Origin of the sequence: Leyella stercorea (assembly GCF_021531355.1) — a bacterium.
Classification (GTDB): Bacteria; Bacteroidota; Bacteroidia; order Bacteroidales; family Bacteroidaceae; genus Prevotella.
Genome location: NZ_JADYTS010000057.1, coordinates 1 through 19,110, shown reverse-complemented (window position 1 = coordinate 19,110; position 19,110 = coordinate 1). Strand labels below are relative to the sequence as shown.

14 protein-coding genes and 5 tRNA genes are annotated in these 19,110 nt (G+C 50.2%); 3 read left to right on the top strand and 16 right to left on the bottom strand.

All coding sequences use genetic code 11. From position 1 onward, the window contains the following. Positions 1 to 370 precede the first annotated feature (370 nt). The 16 genes from rpoC to I6E38_RS11215 form a co-directional block, all read right to left on the bottom strand. Positions 371 to 4,705 carry a DNA-directed RNA polymerase subunit beta' gene (rpoC, locus tag I6E38_RS11290; RefSeq protein ID WP_235394088.1) on the bottom strand — a complete coding sequence of 1,445 codons (4,335 nt, stop codon included), beginning with the start codon at positions 4,703 to 4,705 and terminating at the stop codon, positions 371 to 373. A 28-nt stretch (positions 4,706 to 4,733) separates the two neighbouring features. Further along, the gene (gene rpoB / locus I6E38_RS11285; RefSeq protein WP_235394087.1) at positions 4,734 to 8,546 is read right to left on the bottom strand and encodes a DNA-directed RNA polymerase subunit beta; all 3,813 of its coding nucleotides are present in this window, start codon (positions 8,544 to 8,546) and stop codon (positions 4,734 to 4,736) included. A gap of 180 nt (positions 8,547 to 8,726) precedes the next feature. After that, positions 8,727 to 9,101, bottom strand: coding sequence for a 50S ribosomal protein L7/L12 (rplL, locus tag I6E38_RS11280; RefSeq protein WP_235394086.1), 375 nt, complete (start codon positions 9,099 to 9,101; stop codon positions 8,727 to 8,729). A 56-nt stretch (positions 9,102 to 9,157) separates the two neighbouring features. Beyond that, complete coding sequence (gene rplJ / locus I6E38_RS11275; RefSeq protein ID WP_235394085.1) at positions 9,158 to 9,673, bottom strand: 50S ribosomal protein L10; 516 nt, start codon at positions 9,671 to 9,673, stop codon at positions 9,158 to 9,160. 18 nt (positions 9,674 to 9,691) lie between these two features. Further along, complete coding sequence (gene rplA, locus I6E38_RS11270) at positions 9,692 to 10,381, bottom strand: 50S ribosomal protein L1 (protein WP_106811022.1); 690 nt, start codon at positions 10,379 to 10,381, stop codon at positions 9,692 to 9,694. Between the two features lie 19 nt (positions 10,382 to 10,400). Then, positions 10,401 to 10,844, bottom strand: a complete 444-nt coding sequence (gene rplK, locus I6E38_RS11265) for a 50S ribosomal protein L11 (RefSeq protein ID WP_106811023.1) — start codon at positions 10,842 to 10,844, stop codon at positions 10,401 to 10,403. A gap of 62 nt (positions 10,845 to 10,906) precedes the next feature. After that, positions 10,907 to 11,452, bottom strand: a complete 546-nt coding sequence (gene nusG, locus I6E38_RS11260) for a transcription termination/antitermination protein NusG (RefSeq protein WP_235394084.1) — start codon at positions 11,450 to 11,452, stop codon at positions 10,907 to 10,909. Between the two features lie 15 nt (positions 11,453 to 11,467). Beyond that, positions 11,468 to 11,659, bottom strand: coding sequence for a preprotein translocase subunit SecE (gene secE, locus I6E38_RS11255; protein ID WP_235394083.1), 192 nt, complete (start codon positions 11,657 to 11,659; stop codon positions 11,468 to 11,470). Positions 11,660 to 11,674: 15 nt separating this feature from the next. Further along, positions 11,675 to 11,747, bottom strand: a tRNA-Trp gene (locus I6E38_RS11250). Between the two features lie 80 nt (positions 11,748 to 11,827). Further along, positions 11,828 to 13,018, bottom strand: a complete 1,191-nt coding sequence (gene tuf, locus I6E38_RS11245; RefSeq protein ID WP_235394082.1) for an elongation factor Tu — start codon at positions 13,016 to 13,018, stop codon at positions 11,828 to 11,830. Positions 13,019 to 13,089: 71 nt separating this feature from the next. Next, positions 13,090 to 13,161, bottom strand: a tRNA-Thr gene (locus I6E38_RS11240). Between the two features lie 8 nt (positions 13,162 to 13,169). After that, positions 13,170 to 13,242 (bottom strand) — tRNA-Gly (locus I6E38_RS11235). Positions 13,243 to 13,258: 16 nt separating this feature from the next. Next, positions 13,259 to 13,340 (bottom strand) — tRNA-Tyr (locus I6E38_RS11230). Positions 13,341 to 13,418: 78 nt separating this feature from the next. Beyond that, positions 13,419 to 13,492, bottom strand: a tRNA-Thr gene (locus I6E38_RS11225). Between the two features lie 100 nt (positions 13,493 to 13,592). Next, a complete protein-coding gene (gene hpf, locus I6E38_RS11220) occupies positions 13,593 to 13,892 on the bottom strand; it encodes a ribosome hibernation-promoting factor, HPF/YfiA family (protein ID WP_235394081.1) in 300 nt (99 codons plus the stop codon). A 28-nt stretch (positions 13,893 to 13,920) separates the two neighbouring features. Then, positions 13,921 to 14,805: a tyrosine-type recombinase/integrase gene (locus I6E38_RS11215; RefSeq protein ID WP_235394080.1), complete on the bottom strand. Its 885-nt coding sequence runs from the start codon at positions 14,803 to 14,805 to the stop codon at positions 13,921 to 13,923. A gap of 338 nt (positions 14,806 to 15,143) precedes the next feature. Here I6E38_RS11215 and fucI point away from each other — a divergent pair, with 338 nt between their 5' ends. The 3 genes from fucI (at position 15,144) to I6E38_RS11200 (ending at position 19,071) form a co-directional block, all read left to right on the top strand. Then, positions 15,144 to 16,919, top strand: a complete 1,776-nt coding sequence (gene fucI / locus I6E38_RS11210) for an L-fucose isomerase (RefSeq protein WP_235394079.1) — start codon at positions 15,144 to 15,146, stop codon at positions 16,917 to 16,919. A gap of 210 nt (positions 16,920 to 17,129) precedes the next feature. Beyond that, positions 17,130 to 18,284 (top strand): lactaldehyde reductase, encoded by a 1,155-nt coding sequence (gene fucO, locus I6E38_RS11205; protein ID WP_235394078.1) that lies wholly within the window; start codon positions 17,130 to 17,132, stop codon positions 18,282 to 18,284. A gap of 148 nt (positions 18,285 to 18,432) precedes the next feature. Continuing rightward, a complete protein-coding gene (locus I6E38_RS11200; protein WP_235394077.1) occupies positions 18,433 to 19,071 on the top strand; it encodes a class II aldolase/adducin family protein in 639 nt (212 codons plus the stop codon). Positions 19,072 to 19,110 lie beyond the last annotated feature (39 nt).

Below are 19,110 nucleotides of genomic sequence, written 5' to 3'. Positions count from 1 at the left end.
TTTCAAAGAACTCTTTCTTTTAAAACTTTCTTCACCAAACTTATCTCGTTTTGCTTGAGGTTTCGTTCGTTCTCGAAAGCGGATGCAAAGATAGTACTTTTTCTGTTATCACCAAAACTTTTCTGCATAAAACACTTATTTTTCGCCGTGTTTTAACAGTCATTCACATAAACACGATGTTTTACTGTGTTCGAGCACAATCAACACATACTATAGGATTATATTCAACCAGTCTTACAAAGTGTCATTACTTCCCTTACTATATAAGACAAAACGCATATTTGGAAGAAAAAGAGTGTTTAAACAAAAAAAACGCTGCAAGCAAAACTCTCTTGAGTCGCTTGCAGCGTTCTTTTATATAATAATGTGATTAATCTTCTGACTTGTTATCGCTCTTAGAGTAATCTGTCACATTACGGCGGTTAGCCTGAATGCGGTCATAATCCTCCTTTGAACCTACTACAATCTTGTCCCACTGGCGGAGACCTGTACCTGCCGGGATGAGGTGACCAGAGATAACGTTCTCCTTCATACCCTCAAGGAAGTCTACCTTACCACGGATAGCAGCCTCATTGAGCACCTTGGTTGTCTCCTGGAACGAAGCAGCCGAGATGAAGCTCTTTGTCTGAAGTGCAGCACGTGTGATACCCTGAAGTATCTGAGTAGATGTAGCAGGAACGGTGTCACGTACCTGAACGAGACGAAGGTCACGGCGCTTAAGGCTTGAGTTCTCGTCGCGCAGCTTGCGAGCAGAAACAATCTGACCAACCTTGAGCACGTCAGAGTCGCCAGCGTCTACAACATACTTCTTGCCCCAGATGCGATCGTTCTCCTCAGCGAAGTCGAGTTTGTCAACCATCTCCTGCTCCAGGAATGTGGTGTCGCCCGGCTCATCGATTCTAACCTTGCGCATCATCTGACGCACAATAATCTCGAAGTGCTTGTCGTTGATCTTCACACCCTGTAGACGGTAAACGTCCTGAACCTCGTTAACGATATACTCCTGTACAGCGGTAGGACCCTTGATGGCGAGGATGTCGCCCGGAGTGGTGATACCGTCAGACAACGGAGTACCGGCGCGCACGGCATCGTGCTCCTGAACAAGAATCTGCTTCGACAGCGAAACGAGATACTTGCGCTGGTCGCCAGTCTTAGATGTAACGATGATCTCACGGTTGCCACGCTTAACCTTACCCATTGTAACCTCACCGTCGATTTCTGAAACGACTGCAGGGTTAGACGGGTTGCGGGCCTCGAACAGCTCAGTAACACGTGGAAGACCACCGGTGATATCGCCTGCTGAACCAGCAGCACGAGGAATCTTAACGAGCGTAGTACCAGTCTTGACAGTCTGTCCGTCCTCGCATACTACGTGACCACCCACCGGGAAGTTGTAAGTACCGATGATTTCGCCGTTCTTGTCGAGCACGTCGCAGGTAGGCACCTTCGACTTGTCCTTAGAGTCGGTAATAATCTTCTCGGTAAGACCAGTAGCCTCGTCAGTCTCAGCACGGAATGTGATGCCCTCGATAACGTCGTTGAAGCGCAGTGTACCGGCATACTCTGTAACGATGACAGCGTTGAACGGGTCCCACTTGGCGATAAGGTCGCCCTTCTTCACTACGTCGCCCTCCTTGAAGTAGAGCGAAGAACCGTAAGGCACATTGACAGTAGACAATGTGATATCTGTGTGCGGGTCGATGAACTGAAGTTCTGACAGACGGCTTACTACCATCTGGCAGTTAACGTCCTTCTCACCGTTGTTCTCTACGAACGGAACGACACGAAGGTCCTCGAAGTGGAGCTTGCAATCGTTCTTGGCAGTGATAGATGCATTGGCGGCTGCGTTACCAGCCACACCACCGGCGTGGAACGTACGGAGTGTAAGCTGAGTACCCGGCTCACCAATAGCCTGAGCGGCAATCACACCTACAGCCTCACCGAGCTGTACCATGCGCTGTGTAGCGAGGTTGCGTCCGTAACACTTCATGCAGACACCCTTCTTGCTCTCGCAGGTGAGTACCGAACGAATCTCGACGCTCTCGATTGGAGAGTTCTCGATAGCCTTGGCAATAGGCTCTGTGATTTCCTCGCCGGCATGTACGAGCACCTCACCTGTAGAAGGATGGATGACATCGTGTACAGAAACACGGCCGAGGATACGCTCTGACAGTGAAGAGATAATCTCGTCGCCGTTCTTGAGAGCTGTGCAAACGAGACCACGCAGAGTACCGCAGTCCTCCTCAGAGATGATAACGTCGTGCGAAACGTCAACAAGACGACGAGTAAGGTAACCGGCGTCGGCAGTCTTCATAGCGGTATCGGCAAGACCCTTACGGGCACCGTGCGAAGCGATGAAGTACTCGAGTACCGACATACCCTCCTTAAAGTTAGAGATAATCGGGTTCTCGATAATCTGATGTCCCTCAGCACCTGCCTTCATAGGCTTGGCCATAAGACCACGCATACCAGAAAGCTGCTTAATCTGGTCCTTAGAACCACGGGCACCTGAGTCAAGCATCATGAATACGGCGTTGAAGCCCTGGTCGGCCTCAGTCATTTCCTTCATAAGGATGCTTGCGAGATCGTTGTTTACATGTGTCCAAGTATCGATAACCTGGTTGTAACGCTCGTTCTCAGTGATGAAGCCCATATTATAGTTGTCCTGGATGTTGCGGATTTCCTGATGACCACGCTCCACGATTTCCTTCTTTTCTGGCGGGATGATGATGTCGTCAAGGTTGAACGACAGACCTGCAACATAAGCCATACGGTAACCGAGGTTCTTGATACCATCGAGGAACTCGCAGGCGCGAGCCATACCTACAGCCTTGATAACGTCAGAGATGAGTCCGCGCAAAGTCTTCTTAGAGATGACATCGTTGAAGAAGCCTACTTCCTTCGGGATAATCTGGTTGACGATAACACGTCCTACAGATGTCTCCACCATACGCTTCTGCAACTTACCGTCAACCAAGTCGTCAACGATTACCTTAACCTGAGCGTGGAGGTCGCACTTACCCTCATTGTGTGCGATGAGAGCTTCCTCGTCGCCGTAGAAAGTTAGACCCTCACCCTTAGCGCCCGGACGAATTTTGGTGATATAGTAGAGACCGAGCACCATATCCTGCGACGGCACTGTGATAGGAGCACCATTGGCAGGGTTAAGGATGTTGTGGCTCTGGAGCATCAAGATCTGAGCCTCGAGCACTGCCTCATTGCTCAACGGGAGGTGAACAGCCATCTGGTCACCGTCGAAGTCGGCGTTGAACGCAGTACATGCCAACGGGTGGAGCTGGATAGCCTTACCCTCGATGAGCTTAGGCTGGAATGCCTGGATACCGAGACGGTGAAGTGTCGGAGCACGGTTGAGCATAACCGGATGGCCCTTCATTACGTTCTCGAGGATGTCCCAGATAACCGGCTCGCGACGGTCGACAATCTTCTTGGCGCTCTTTACAGTCTTCACGATACCGCGCTCGATGAGCTTGCGGATGATGAACGGCTTGTAGAGCTCGGCAGCCATAAGCTTAGGCAGACCGCACTCGCCCATCTTCAACTCCGGACCTACAACGATAACCGAACGTGCTGAGTAGTCAACACGCTTACCGAGGAGGTTCTGACGGAAGCGGCCCTGCTTACCCTTCAACGAGTCAGACAGAGACTTCAACGGACGGTTGGCGTCGCTCTTTACAGCGCTCGACTTGCGAGAGTTGTCGAAGAGGCTGTCGACAGCCTCCTGGAGCATACGCTTCTCGTTGCGGAGAATAACCTCAGGAGCCTTGATTTCAACAAGTCGCTTCAAGCGGTTGTTACGTATGATGACACGACGATAGAGGTCGTTGAGGTCGGAAGTAGCGAAACGACCGCCGTCCAGCGGAACGAGCGGACGAAGTTCAGGCGGTGTGACGGGGATAATCTTCATGATCATCCACTCCGGACGGTTCACGTCCTTCGAGCCACGGAAAGCCTCTACTACCTGCAGACGCTTCAGAGCCTCAGTCTTACGCTGCTGTGAAGAGTCGTTGTTGGCACGGTCGCGCAGCTCGTATGAGAGCGAGTCGAGATCGAGACCAGCGAGGAGGTCGTAAACAGCCTCGGCACCCATCTTGGCGATGAACTTGTTAGGATCGCTGTCGTCGAGATCGTCGTTGTTGGGCGATACCTTTGTATCGAGGATGTCCATGTACTCGTCCTCAGTGAGGAGGTCCATCTTGTGCGAACCGTTGAGTTCCTCACCCTCCGAGTCGGTACGTCCCTCAAGTATACCCGGCTGGATTACTACATACTTCTCATAGTAGATAACCTGGTCGAGCTTCTTTGTAGGCATTCCGAGGAGGTAGCCGATTTTGTTAGGCAGAGAGCGGAAGTACCAAATGTGGGCAACGGGCACAACCAGTTCGATGTGTCCGCTGCGCTCACGACGTACCTTCTTTTCAGTAACCTCAACACCGCATCGGTCGCAGACGATACCCTTGTAACGGATACGCTTGTACTTACCGCAGGCGCACTCATAGTCGCGTGTCGGACCGAAGATGCGCTCGCAGAACAAGCCGTCGCGCTCAGGCTTGTAAGTACGGTAGTTGATGGTCTCAGGCTTTGTCACCTCGCCATACGAATTTTCCAGGATTTCCTCAGGAGAGGCAAGTCCGATGGTAATCTTCGTGAAATTATTCTTAACTTTTGTATCTTTCTTGAAAGCCATATATTTCTATAGTTTTGGGATGTCGGGATTAATCGAGTTTGATGCTGAGACCAAGACCGCGGAGCTCATGCAGAAGCACGTTGAGTGACTCCGGAATGCCCGGTGTAGGCATTGGGTCGCCCTTGACGATGGCCTCGTAAGCCTTTGAACGTCCGACGGTGTCGTCCGACTTGATTGTCAGAATCTCCTGAAGTACGTGGCTGGCACCGAATGCCTCGATAGCCCAAACCTCCATCTCTCCGAAACGCTGACCACCGAACTGCGCCTTACCACCTAGCGGCTGCTGTGTGATGAGCGAGTACGGACCGATTGAACGGGCGTGCATCTTGTCCTCAACCATGTGACCGAGTTTCAAGAAGTAAGTCACACCTACAGTAGCCGGCTGGTCGAAACGTTCACCCGTTTCACCGTCGTAGAGGTGAGTAGAGCAAAGATGCGGCAGACCTGCCTTGTCGGTCCATTCACCGAGATCCTCAAGGTGAGCACCGTCGAAGATAGGTGTAGCGAACTTGACGCCGAGCTTGCGACCTGCAGCACCGAGGATAGCCTCGAAAATCTGACCAAGGTTCATACGTGAAGGCACACCCAGCGGGTTCAATACCAAGTCGACTGGACGACCGTCCTCGAGGAACGGCATATCCTCCATACGTACGATCTTCGAAACGATACCCTTGTTACCGTGACGACCGGCGAGCTTATCACCCACACCAATCTTACGCTTCTTGGCAACATATACCTTAGCCATCTGCAGAATGCCTGAAGGCAGCTCGTCACCGATGGTGATGGCAAACTTCTTGCGCTTGAGTTCTGCGTCGAGCAGCTTATACTTGCGTATATAGTTCATGATGAGCTTCGAGATGAGCTTGTTGGCATGCTCGTCGTCAGTCCAATCGTTCGACTGGATGCCGTCGTACTCGAGGTTCTTGAGCATTGTAGTAGTGAACTTAGTACCCTTGGTGATGATTTCAGCACCTGAGTAGTCCTTAATGCCCATTGAAGCCTTGCCCTCGGTGAGTGTAAGGAGCTTGTCGACGAGAATATCCTTCAAGTCGTCGTTCTTTGCCTCATACTCCTCGTCAATCTTAGCGAGGATAACCTTGTCCTGCTTCTTCGACTCACGAGTCTTGATTGCACGTGCGAAGAGCTTCTTGTCGATAACGACACCGCTCAACGACGGATTAGCCTTCAATGAAGAATCCTTAACGTCGCCAGCCTTGTCGCCGAAGATGGCGCGGAGAAGCTTCTCCTCAGGTGACGGGTCGCTCTCGCCCTTAGGCGAAATCTTACCGATAAGGATGTCGCCCGGCTCGATACGAGCACCAACGCGAACGATACCGTTGTCGTCGAGGTCCTTAGTAGCTTCCTCTGAAACATTAGGAATGTCGCTTGTGAACTCCTCCATACCACGCTTTGTCTCACGAACGTCGAGTGAGTACTCGTCAACGTGAACAGAAGTGAGCACGTCGTCGCGAACCATACGCTCTGAAAGCACGATAGCATCCTCATAGTTGTAACCCTTCCACGGCATGTAAGCCACGAGGAGGTTGCGACCGAGTGCGAGCTCGCCATTCTCAGTAGCGTAGCCCTCGGTGAGGATATCACCAGCCTTAACACGCTGACCCTTGTTGCAGATAGGACGCAAGTCGATGGTCATGTTCTGGTTGGTGCGGCGGAACTTAGGAATGCGATACTCCTTAAGAGCCGGCTCGAAGCTTACGAACTCCTCGTCGTCGGTGCGGTCGTAGAGGATACGTATTGTAGTAGCGTCTACATATTCAATAACACCCTCGCCCTCAGCAGTAATCATAGTGCGTGAATCCTCGCACACCTGCTTCTCAAGACCTGTACCTACGATAGGAGCGTCATTGTGAAGCAATGGTACTGCCTGGCGCATCATGTTACATCCCATGAGCGCACGGTGACCGTCGTCATGCTCCAAGAACGGGATAAGACCTGCCGATACAGAAGCAATCTGCTGCGGCGACACGTCCATAAGGTCTACATCTGAAGGAGGTACAACCGGGAACTCAGCGTTCTGGCGGCACTTAACGTTGTCGCGGATGAACGAGCCGTCCTCACGGAGCGGAGCGTTACCCTGACCGATGATGTGGCCTTCCTCTTCCTCAGCTGTGAGGTAAACAACGTCCTTGTTGTCGAGGTCGACGATAGAATCGTTCACCTTACGGTAAGGAGTGGCGATGAAGCCAAGCTCATTGATAGTAGCGTATACACAGAGAGAAGAGATAAGACCGATGTTCGGACCCTCAGGGCTCTCGATAGGACACAGACGACCGTAGTGTGTATAATGAACGTCACGAACCTCGAAGCCTGCACGCTCACGCGACAGACCGCCAGGACCAAGGGCTGAAAGACGACGCTTGTGAGTAACCTCGGCAAGCGGGTTTGTCTGGTCCATGAACTGCGACAGAGGGTTGGTGCCGAAGAACGAGCTTACAACGCTTGAGATAGTCTTGGCGTTGATAAGGTCGGTAGGCTGGAACACCTCGTTGTCGCGTACGTTCATACGCTCACGGATGGTACGGCTCATACGAGCCAAACCTATAGAGAACTGGTTGCTCAGCTGCTCACCAACGGTGCGTACGCGACGGTTAGAGAGGTGGTCGATATCGTCGACCGTAGCGTTAGAGTTAACCAGCTGGATAAGATACTTGATAATCTCGATGATATCATCCTTAGTCAGCACGCGTACCTCAGAGTCGGTGTCAAGACCGAGCTTCTTGTTGATACGGTAGCGGCCTACCTCGCCCAAGTCGTAACGCTTGTCAGAGAAGAAAAGGTTCTGGAACACCTCGCGAGCCGATGCGTCATCAGCAGGGTCAGCGTTACGGAGCTGGCGGTAGATATAGAGCACAGCCTCCTTCTCAGAGTTAGACGGGTCCTTGGCAAGAGTATTGAAGATGATAGCATACTTGTTGGCAGCCTCGGCATCCTTGTGTACGAGAATGGTCGGAGCACCTGACTCGAGAATATCCTCAATGTTGTCCTCAGTCAGCTCAGTTTCACGCTCCATGATAACCTCGTTGCGCTCGATAGATACAACCTCGCCGGTATCCTCGTCAACGAAGTCCTCGTTCCACGACTTGAGCACACGTGCAGCAAGCTTGCGGCCGATAGCAGCCTTCATGTTCTTCTTGTTGACCTTCATCTCCTCAGCAAGATCGAATATCTGGAGGATATCCTTGTCCTGCTCGTAGCCCATGGCACGAAGAAGAGTAGTTACTGGCAACTTCTTCTTACGGTCGATGTAAGCATACATAACATTGTTAATGTCAGTAGCAAACTCAATCCATGAACCCTTAAACGGGATGATACGTGCAGAATAGAGCACAGTGCCGTTAGCATGAACACCCTGGCCGAAGAATACGCCCGGCGAACGGTGCAACTGTGAAACAACAACACGCTCGGCACCATTGATTACGAAGGTGCCATTAGAAGTCATATATGGGATTGTGCCAAGGAATACGTCCTGTATGAATGTGCCGAAGTCCTCATGGTCGGGATCCGTACAGTAGAGTTTCATCTTAGCCTTCAAGGGTACGCTATATGTCAGACCGCGCTCAAGGCACTCGTCAATTGAGTAACGGGGCGGGTCGATATAGTAATCCAAGAACTCAAGAACGAAATTATTACGTGTGTCGGTGATAGGGAAGTTCTCTGAGAACACCTTATACAAGCCGTCATTCTTGCGTTCCTCAGGCGGAGTGTCCAACTGTAGGAAGTCTTTGAAAGACTTGAGCTGCACATCGAGAAAATCCGGATAAGGTAACGGATTATGGACGCTGGCAAAGTTTACTCTGTTATCAACAATTTTTGAAGCCATCAGAAGTTATTATAGGGTGATAAAAATCAATGTATGTGAAAAGACACAAAAAGGTTAGGACCCGCCTACTTGGAAGATCCTAACCGTATAAAAATTTTGAAACGTTTGGTTGCCGAATTATTGTCCGTACGCATTACGTACACAGCAACCAAGCGTTCTGGTTGTCAACGTAATGTTAAATTACTTGAGCTCTACCTTAGCACCAGCTTCCTCGATAGCCTTCTTCAAGTTCTCAGCCTCGTCCTTAGAGAGACCTTCCTTGATCTTAGCAGGAACACCGTCTACGAGGTCCTTAGCTTCCTTCAAGCCAAGACCGCAAGCTTCCTTAACTGCCTTTACTACCTGGAGCTTTGCAGCACCTACCTCAGCGAGGATAACATCGAAAGATGTCTTCTCCTCAGCAGCCTCACCTGCAGCAGCAGGACCAGCGGCTACAGCTACAGCAGCTGCAGCAGGCTCGATGCCGTACTCTTCCTTGAGGACTGTTGCCAACTCATTTACTTCCTTTACTGTGAGATTTACCAACTCTTCAGCAATAGCTTTGATATCTGCCATTTTATTCTAAAATTTTAATTGTTTTTAATATTAATGTTTTGTGACTTGGAGATGTATTATTCAGGACGCTCGCCCAAAGTCTTAAGCACACCGTGAATAGTGTTTGCGCCTGACTGGAGAGCAGAAACAACGTTCTTTGCAGGAGACTGCAGCAATGCCACGATATCTGCGATAACCTCGTTCTTGCTCTTGAGAGCTACGAGTGCCTCGAGCTGGTCAGCACCGAAGATTGTCTCCTCAGCATAAGCAGCCTTGAGTGCAGGTACGCCCTCTTTCTTGTATTCCTTCAGCAGCTTAGCGGGAACGTTAGCTGTGTTGCAGAACATAACAGCTGTAGTACCCTTAAGTGAGTCATACATCGGCTCGAAATCTATGTCGCTTGCCTGGAAAGCCTCACGGAGGAGACTGTTCTTAACGACGATCATCTTGATCTCGCTCTTGAAGCACTTGCGACGCAGATTGCTTGTAGCCTCGGCGTTGAGACCTGCGAGGTCAACGAGGTAGAAGTGAGAATATTCCTTCAACTTCGCACCGAGCTCAGCAATAATAGTATCTTTTACTTCTTTCTTCATTTTACAAAACTTTTAGAGTTACTCAACTGATTTAGGATCAACCTTGATACCCTTACTCATAGTGCTCGAAATAAAGATACTCTTGATGTATGTACCTTTAGCAGCAGCAGGCTTGAGCTTGATGATGGTAGCGATGAACTCCTTAGCATTCTGATAGATCTGCTCCGGAGTGAAGCTAACCTTACCGATTGATGTGTGGACGATACCAGCCTTATCAACCTTAAAGTCAATCTTACCCTGCTTTACTTCCTTAACTGCCTTAGCAACGTCCATAGTTACAGTGCCGCTCTTAGGGTTAGGCATCAATCCACGCGGACCGAGGATACGGCCGATAGGACCAATCTTACCCATGCAAGAAGGCATTGTGATGATTACGTCAACATCTGTCCAGCCGCCCTTGATCTTCTCGATATACTCGTCAAGACCTACATAGTCGGCACCTGCCTCTTTAGCGGCAGCTTCCTGATCAGGAGTACAGAGTGCGAGCACGCGTGTAACCTTACCAGTACCGGCGGGCAGTGAAACCACGCCACGAACCATCTGGTTAGCCTTACGCGGGTCAACGCCCAAGCGTACATCAATATCGAGAGAAGCGTCGAACTTGGTAGTGGTGATTTCCTTTACCAGCTCTGAAGCCTCTTTCAGTGTGTATGCCTTCCCTGCTTCAACCTTATCAGCTACTGATTTTTGATTTTTTGTCAGTTTCATTTCTTAAAAATTGAAGTTATTAAACATTTTCAGGGAAGTCTCCCTCTACAGTGATACCCATACTTCTTGCTGTACCTGCAACAAGGCGCATAGCCGATGCTACAGTAAAGCAGTTAAGATCCTTCAGTTTGTCCTCAGCGATTGCTTTTACCTGCTCCCAAGTTACTTTACCAACTTTCTGGCGGTTAGGCTGGGCTGAGCCACTCTTCACCTTGGCTGCCTCTTTGAGCTGTACAGCTGCAGGAGGAGTCTTGAGTTCGAAGCTGAATGATTTATCGGTGTAGTAAGTGATAACAACAGGAATGATTTTGCCTGCCTTATCCTGGGTTCTGGCGTTGAACTCTTTGCAGAATCCCATGATGTTGATACCCTTTGAACCAAGTGCAGGTCCTACGGGAGGAGAAGGATTCGCAGCGCCACCTTTAATCTGTAATTTGATTAATCCAGCAACTTCTTTAGCCATTTTGTCTGTTAATATTTAATTTGATTAATATAAAAGAATTCTCACGCGTTCGTAACAATGCGTTAGCCTTCTTTTTCGACTTGCATAAAACCAAGCTCCAACGGAGTCTTACGTCCGAAGATCTTGACCATCACCTTAAGTTTGCGCTTCTCGGCGTTCACCTCTTCGATGACGCCACTGAAACCAGAGAATGGACCGTCAGTCACCTTCACGGTCTCATCAACCATGTAGGGAACATCTGCATTGTCGACAATCTCCGTCTCCTCGCATGTACCGAGCATACGGTTGATTTCCGACTGAGGCACGGGTGAGGGATTATCCAAACCGCCAAGAAAACCTAACACATTTGGCATGAAGCGCAGCGTGTGAGCCACGTCGCCTACGAGGGCTGCTTCAACAAACACATAGCCTGGAAGAGAAATCTTCTCTTTTACAACTCGCTTACCATTACGCAAAGTAGCGTGCTTCTCAAGCGGCAGAACCACCTGTGAAACATGCGCCTCGAGCAACGGATTGTGCTTTATCTCAGCGTCAATGTATTCTTTTACTTTGAATTCCTTGCCGCTGGCAGCACGAAGCACATACCATTTCTTTTCAGTTTTAGCCATTTTTTCTTGTGACGATTAACCTGGGTATACCATTCCCATGACCCATTTGAACAACGAGTCCATAGCGAACACCACTGCTGCAATGACAAGGGAAGCAGATAATACAATCACTGCGCTGTGGTTGAGTTCAGCATACTTTGGCCAAGTAGTTTTATGCGCAAGTTCGTCATAGCAACACTTGCAATAATTTACTAACTTTTTAAACATATTATCTTCTTTTAGCACGGGAAGAGAGGCTCGAACTCCCGACACCTGGTTTTGGAGACCAGTGCTCTACCGACTGAGCTATTCCCGTAGGATAGTTCCCGATGCCGAAGCAGTGCGGGAACTATTGTTATTTAGTCAACCTCCCGAAAGAGGTCAGCTGATGGCGAATTAATCGTCGAGAATCTCTGTGATCTGACCTGAACCTACTGTACGGCCACCCTCGCGGATAGCGAAACGAAGACCCTGGTTCAGAGCAACTGCGTAGATAAGCTCAACCTCGATCTCTACGTTGTCACCAGGCATTACCATCTCAACTCCCTCAGGAAGCTTAATCTCACCTGTACAGTCCATAGTACGGAGGTAGAACTGAGGACGATACTTGTTACCGAACGGAGTGTGACGACCACCCTCTTCCTTCTTCAAAACGTAGATAGAAGCCTTGAAGTGCTTGTGAGGCTTGATCTGACCCGGGTGGCAGAGTACCATACCGCGCTTGATCTCGTTCTTGTCGATACCACGGAGGAGAAGACCTACGTTATCGCCAGCTTCACCCTCGTCAAGGATCTTACGGAACATCTCAACACCAGTAACGACGCACTTCTTGTCCTCACCGAGACCAAGGAGTTCTGTCTCGTCGCCTACCTTTACGCGACCAGTCTCAATACGACCAGTAGCAACAGTACCACGACCTGTGATTGAGAATACGTCCTCGATAGGCATCAAGAAAGGTTTGTCGAGGTCACGTGGAGGCTCCTGAATCCATGTGTCAACAGCGTCCATGAGCTCCATTACCTTGCTTACCCAAGGCTCCTTGCCATTGAGTGCACCAAGAGCAGAACCGCGGATGATAGGAGTATCCTCCTCATAGCCGTACTGGTCGAGGATCTCGCGAACCTCCATCTCTACGAGCTCGAGCATCTCCTCGTCCTCTACCATATCGCACTTGTTCAAGAAAACAACCATGCGAGGTACGTTCACCTGACGAGCGAGAAGTACGTGCTCACGTGTCTGAGGCATAGGACCGTCAGTAGCAGCAACTACAAGGATAGCACCGTCCATCTGAGCAGCACCAGTTACCATGTTCTTAACGTAGTCGGCATGACCCGGGCAGTCTACGTGAGCGTAGTGACGGTTAGCTGTTTCGTACTCGATGTGAGCAGAGTTGATGGTGATACCACGCTCTTTCTCCTCAGGAGCGTTATCGATCTGGTCGAAAGACTTAACTTCCTCACCGCCAAAACCCTTATCGTGAAGAGTCTTAGAAATGGCAGCTGTAAGAGTGGTCTTACCATGGTCAACGTGACCAATTGTACCAATGTTAACGTGCGGTTTGGTGCGCACAAATGTTTCTTTAGCCATAGCTTTCTATTTTATATATAAATTGTTTATTCTGTTTTTCTTCTGATTTCGGTTTAAGAAACAAGAAGTAGAGCTGTAACTGAGAGTTGAACTCAGGACCTCTTCCTTACCAAGGAAGTGCTCTACCACTGAGCTATTACAGCAACATTAGAGCGGAAAACGGGGCTCAAACCCGCGACCCCCAGCTTGGAAGGCTAGTGCTCTATCAACTGAGCTATTTCCGCAAAAGTGTTTTGAAAGTGGGTGGTGATGGATTCGAACCACCGAAGGCATCGCCAGCAGATTTACAGTCTGCCCCATTTGGCCACTCTGGTAACCACCCAATCCTTAAAATAATTCGCTCTAATAATAAAGGTTAGCGCGAGAAGAAAAACTGCGACCAGTCATTCTGTTTCGTTTGAGCCTCTTGTCGGATTCGAACCAACGACCCCGAGATTACAAATCACGTGCTCTGGCCAACTGAGCTAAAGAGGCAAAATCCTTGCAGCCGTTAGACCGCGATTTAGGACTTGTTCTAAAACGGCTGCAAAGATACGACTTATTTTTTATCCGCCAAAACTTTTCGGCTTTTTTTTTACATTTTACGTGCTTTTTCTTTGAATTTGGTTAATTGTACCTTCATTGCGTCGACACAAAGGTCTACTCCCTCCTCAAATGTATCGCATGTCTTCTCTACGAAAAGAGTCTGTCCGGGAACGCTCACTGTAAGGCTTGTTTCCTTATTCTGTGAAGTAGCAGGCTTCACAACTTTGAGCTGTACCTCGGCTGTCTTGATGTCTTCGAATGTCTTCTCCAATTTTGCAACCTTCTTCTCGATGAAGTCCTGCAATTTCTCAGTAGCGTCAAAATGAATTGACTGAATCTTGATTTCCATAGTTACCTCCTTTTTTTGATTTTAAGGGTTATGCCCTGGGATGGGCTTTACTATAAACTTTCTTCAATTGTTCGAATGTGGTGTGTGTATAGATTTCCGTTGTCGACAGTTCGCTATGCCCGAGCAGCTTCTGCACGCTCTCAAGGTCGGCGCCGTTGTTGAGCATTGCCGTTGCGAAGCTGTGCCTTAGTACATGCGGTGAGCGTTTGGCAAGGCTGCCTATTGCCGAGAGTTGCATCACTACCAGCTTGCGCAGCTGTTCGTAAGTCATGCGTTGTCCGCGGTCGTTTAGTATTAGTGCCTTGTCCATCCGTTGATGCCAATGTTCGTCGCGCTGCCTGATATATTCCTGCAGTTGGGCACGGAGTTCATCGCCGAAGGGTATGGCGCGTTGCTTGTTGCCCTTGCCCACTACTCTTATCTCACGCCTATCGAAGTCGACAGAACTGTCGTCGAGTCCGGTCAGTTCGGAGGCTCGCATTCCGGTTTCGTATAGTAGTATTAATATGGTACGCGCACGTGTACTTATATAGTCACTGCCCCACTCTGCCGAATCGAGCAACCTATCCATGTCGTCCTCGCGCACAAACTGCGGCAGATAGCGCGACCTTTTAGGTCCGCGCACCATGTGTGCCGGGTCGTGACTGACGAGTCCGTGCGACAGTGCAAACCTATACATCGACCTTACGGCACTTAGTCTTCGGCAGATTGATGTGGCTGAGTTGCCTCGCTCCATCATCATCTCCATCCACCCGCGTATGTCTTCGGTGTCGGCAGTGTCTACTGTCACATGTCCGTCGAGAGTGTCAAGATAGGCGACATACTGCTCAAGGTCGTGCTTATAGCTCGTCAACGTTTGCTCCGAGCGTCTGCGTTCAAAGCGCATGTAGTCCAAGAAATCGTAAATCTCCATATCGTTACACCTCATTTAGGTTTCGTCAACGAATGTACATATTTTATTTCATTCCGCCAAATTTTTATGCGTCTTTTTTCACAAGTGCTACAAAATTGCTGTTTAAGTATGAAAAAGACAACACCTGTTCCGACTACTGTACGTACATTATAAAAACACAATAATTGTAAACTAATACCTGTCAATCCAAATAAAAACGCTATCTTTGCATTATGAAATCTACGTTACGTGAAACTCATAATTTCGTAAACGCCTAAGATTCAAACAACTACTCTACAAATCAATTTAGGAACTAACATTATAACTTAAATCATACTAATTTACAAAATCCTAAAACTATGAGCAAATATCCAAAAATTGGAATTCGCCCCACCATCGACGGTCGTCAGGGTGGCGTACGCGAGAGTCTTGAAGAGAAGACAATGAACCTCGCAAAGTCTGTAGCCAAACTTATCAGCGAGAATCTGCGCAACGGTGACGGTTCGCCCGTTGAGTGCGTCATCTCCGACACCACTATCGGTCGTGTTGGCGAGAGCGCTGCCTGTGCCGAGAAGTTCGAGCGCGAGGGCGTAGGCTCTACCATCACCGTCACTTCATGCTGGTGCTATGGTGCCGAGACTATGGACATGAACCCGCACTGGCCGAAGGCTGTATGGGGATTCAATGGAACAGAGCGTCCGGGTGCTGTGTACCTTGCTGCCGTGCTCGCCGCACACGCCCAGAAGGGTCTGCCGGCTTTCGGCATCTACGGACACGACGTACAGGACCTCGAGGACGACTCAATACCTGCCGATGTTGCTGAAAAGATTCTGCGCTTTGCTCGTGCTGCTCAGGCAGTGGCTACAATGCGCGGCAAGTCATATCTGTCAATGGGTTCTGCATGTATGGGTATCGCCGGAAGTATCGTCAATCCCGACTTCTTCCAGGAGTATCTCGGCATGCGCAACGAGAGCGTTGACCTCACCGAAATCATCCGCCGCATGACCGAGGGCATCTACGACCCCGAGGAGTACAAGAAGGCTATGGCTTGGACCCGCGAGCACTGTATGTGCAACGAGGGCGAGGACATCGCCAACCGCCAGGGCAAGGCCAAGACACGCGAGGAGAAGGATGCCGACTGGGACTTCATCGTAAAGATGATGATTATCATGAAGGACCTCATGCACGGCAACCCACGCCTTGAGGAAATCGGATTCAAGGAAGAGGCCATCGGACACAACGCTATCGCAGGCGGTTTCCAGGGCCAGCGCCAGTGGACTGACTTCTATCCTAACGGCGACTATCCCGAGGCTCTTATGAATACTTCGTTCGACTGGAACGGACCGCGCGAGGCTATCACTCTCGCTACTGAGAACGACGCAGGCAACGGTGTTGCAATGCTCTTCAACCACCTTCTCACTGGCCGTGCACAGATATTCTCTGACGTACGCACTTATTGGAGCCCCGAGGCTGTGAAGCGCGTCACTGGCAAGGAGCTCACTGGCCGTGCTGCCGGCGGTATCATCCACCTCATCAACTCTGGTGCCACCACTCTCGACGGCTCTGGTGCTGCTACCGACGCTGAGGGCAACCCGACAATGAAGCACTTCTGGGAATTGACCGAGGAGGATATCGACGCATGTCTGAAGGCTACCACTTGGTATCCTGCCAACCGCGACTACTTCCGTGGCGGCGGTTTCTCTTCCAACTTCCTCTCTAAGGGCGGCATGCCTGTCACAATGGTACGTCTGAACCACGTTAAGGGCCTTGGTCCGGTGCTTCAGCTGGCTGAGGGATGGACAGTAGAGATTGATCCCGAAATCCACAATATTCTCGACAAGCGTACCGACCCGACATGGCCTACCACATGGTTCGTGCCACGTCTGTGCGACAAACCCGCATTCAAGGACGTTTACTCAGTGATGAACAACTGGGGTGCCAACCACGGCGCTATCTCTTACGGACACATCGGTGCCGACCTCATCACTATGTGCTCTATCCTCCGCATTCCTGTATGTATGCACAACGTTGAGGACGACCAGATCTTCCGCCCAGCCGCTTGGAACGCATTCGGTATGGACAAGGAAGGTGCCGACTTCCGCGCTTGCAAGAACTACGGACCGATTTATAAGTAAAAGAAAAGCCCCTCCCCCATCCCCTCCCCAGCAGGGAGGGGCGTGAATTGCTTTTCCACTTATAATAATTATATAACAATTAAATCTTAATGCCTCACTAACAACCCTCTATACCTGTGACGTAGTGGCTTGTACATTCTAAAGCTTAAGCAGACTGTACATACCACTCCCTCCCTACGGGGGAGGGCTGGGGTGGGGCTTATAACTACTATGACCAGAAGATTCATCCTAAACGAAGTATCATATTTTGGCCCTGGCGCACGTAAGGAATTACCGGGCGAAGTGCGCCGTCTCGGTCTCCACAAAGCATTGGTTTGCACCGATAAGGACCTCATCAAGTTTGGCGTTGCACAGAAAGTGCTCGACGTGCTCGACGAGGCTGGCATACCATACGAAGTGTTCAGCGAGATCAAGCAGAATCCGACAGTAAAGAATGTGAAGCTCGGACTTGAGGCATTCGCCAAGTCGGGAGCCGACTTCCTTCTCGCCATCGGTGGCGGTTCGAGCATCGACACATCAAAGGCTATCGGTATCATCACCAACAATCCCGAATTCGCCGATGTCGTTTCGCTCGAAGGCGTAGCCGACACCAAGCACAAGTCAGTGCCCATCATCGCCCTGCCTACTACAGCCGGAACAGCAGCCGAGGTTACTATTAACTACGTCATCACCGACGAGGAGAACGAGAAGAAGATGGTTTGTGTTGATCCGAACGACATCCCTGCCATCGCTATCGTCGATGCTGAACTGATGTACACTCTGCCCCGCTCGCTCACAGCAGCAACGGGTCTCGACGCTCTCACTCACGCTATCGAGGGCCTCATCACCAAGGGTGCTTGGGAGATGAGCGACATGTTCGAAATCAAGGCTATCGAGATGATTGCACGCCACTTGGAGACAGCTGTCAACGAGCCGTCTAATCCTGAGGCTCGCGACGGAATGGCTGTGGCTCAGTACATTGCTGGCATGGCTTTCTCTAACGTAGGTTTGGGTGCCGTTCACGGCATGGCACATCCGCTCGGTGCTATCTTCGACATTCCTCACGGCGTAGCCAACGCTCTGCTCCTGCCGATAGTAATGGAGTTCAACGCTCCTGCCGCTCTCGACAAGTATGTGACTATCGCCAAGGCTATGAACGCCTACCGCGAGGGCATGACTCGCGAAGAGGCTGCCACAGCTGCCGTTGACGCAGTGCGCCAGCTCAGCATCCGCGTAGGTATTCCGCAGCACCTCGCCGAACTCGGCATCAAAGAGGAAGACCTGCCGCGCCTCGCAAAGGCTGCCTTCGCCGACGTATGCACACCGGGCAATCCGCGTGATATAACAGAGGAGGACATACTCGAACTTTACAAGAAAGCATTCTAATTCCAAGTTGAGAGTTGAGAATTGAGAGTTGAAAGTTATGATATGTTATGCAGCTTATATATTGCATCCTGACTTTATCAAAATAAGGTAATCATAATTCTCAATCACAAACTCTAAACTCTCAACTTTTTTCAAAGAAAAAAGAACAATGATACAGGATTATCAGATACAGGAATTTCTTCGCCAAGCTCATCGCGTTGGCGACGCAGGCTTGACACTTTGCTCAAGCGGTAATATTTCATGGCGCATCGGCGACGAGGCGCTCGTTTCAGGAACTGGCTCTTGGGTACCCACTCTTCCTAAGGAGAAGGTGTCTATCTGCCGCGTAGCCGATGGCGAAGTGCTCAACGGCGTAAAGCCCTCAATGGAGAGCGGTTTCCACCTCGGCGTATTGCGCGAGCGTCCCGACTGCGACGTAGTGCTCCACTTCCAGTCGAAGTATGCCACAGTTGTGTCGTGCATGGCTGAGACTCCGAAGGACTTCAACGTTACAGCCGAGGTACCGTGCCACGTAGGTCGTGAGATACCCGTTATCCCCTACTTCCGTCCCGGCTCACCCGAGTTGGCAGAGGCTGTAAAGGCAGCACTCAAGGACCACAACTCGGCTCTGATGCTCAAGCACGGCCAGGTGGTTTGCGGCAAAACATTCGACGAAGTGTTCGAGCGTGCCATGTTCTTCGAAATGGCATGCCGCATCATCGTTCTCAGCGGAGGCAAGTACAACACTCTCACAGCAGAGGAGATTGACGACCTCGAAGCATACGTGCTGGGAAAGAAGCAGAAGTAACATAAAACAGAAAGCCCCAGCCCTACCCCCATCCAGCCC

Excerpts from the sequence above, each read along its gene's own strand:
- fucI (WP_235394079.1), top strand. The coding sequence starts at position 15,144 with ATGAGCAAATATCCAAAAATTGGAATTCGCCCCACCATCGACGGTCGT.
- rplA (WP_106811022.1), bottom strand. The coding sequence starts at position 10,381 with ATGAAACTGACAAAAAATCAAAAATCAGTAGCTGATAAGGTTGAAGCA.
- fucO (WP_235394078.1), top strand. The coding sequence starts at position 17,130 with ATGACCAGAAGATTCATCCTAAACGAAGTATCATATTTTGGCCCTGGC.
- nusG (WP_235394084.1), bottom strand. The coding sequence starts at position 11,452 with ATGGCTAAAACTGAAAAGAAATGGTATGTGCTTCGTGCTGCCAGCGGC.
- tuf (WP_235394082.1), bottom strand. The coding sequence starts at position 13,018 with ATGGCTAAAGAAACATTTGTGCGCACCAAACCGCACGTTAACATTGGT.
- I6E38_RS11215 (WP_235394080.1), bottom strand. The coding sequence starts at position 14,805 with ATGGAGATTTACGATTTCTTGGACTACATGCGCTTTGAACGCAGACGC.
- rpoC (WP_235394088.1), bottom strand. The coding sequence starts at position 4,705 with ATGGCTTTCAAGAAAGATACAAAAGTTAAGAATAATTTCACGAAGATT.
- secE (WP_235394083.1), bottom strand. The coding sequence starts at position 11,659 with ATGTTTAAAAAGTTAGTAAATTATTGCAAGTGTTGCTATGACGAACTT.
- rplK (WP_106811023.1), bottom strand. The coding sequence starts at position 10,844 with ATGGCTAAAGAAGTTGCTGGATTAATCAAATTACAGATTAAAGGTGGC.
- rplL (WP_235394086.1), bottom strand. The coding sequence starts at position 9,101 with ATGGCAGATATCAAAGCTATTGCTGAAGAGTTGGTAAATCTCACAGTA.
- rplJ (WP_235394085.1), bottom strand. The coding sequence starts at position 9,673 with ATGAAGAAAGAAGTAAAAGATACTATTATTGCTGAGCTCGGTGCGAAG.
- rpoB (WP_235394087.1), bottom strand. The coding sequence starts at position 8,546 with ATGGCTTCAAAAATTGTTGATAACAGAGTAAACTTTGCCAGCGTCCAT.
- hpf (WP_235394081.1), bottom strand. The coding sequence starts at position 13,892 with ATGGAAATCAAGATTCAGTCAATTCATTTTGACGCTACTGAGAAATTG.
- I6E38_RS11200 (WP_235394077.1), top strand. The coding sequence starts at position 18,433 with ATGATACAGGATTATCAGATACAGGAATTTCTTCGCCAAGCTCATCGC.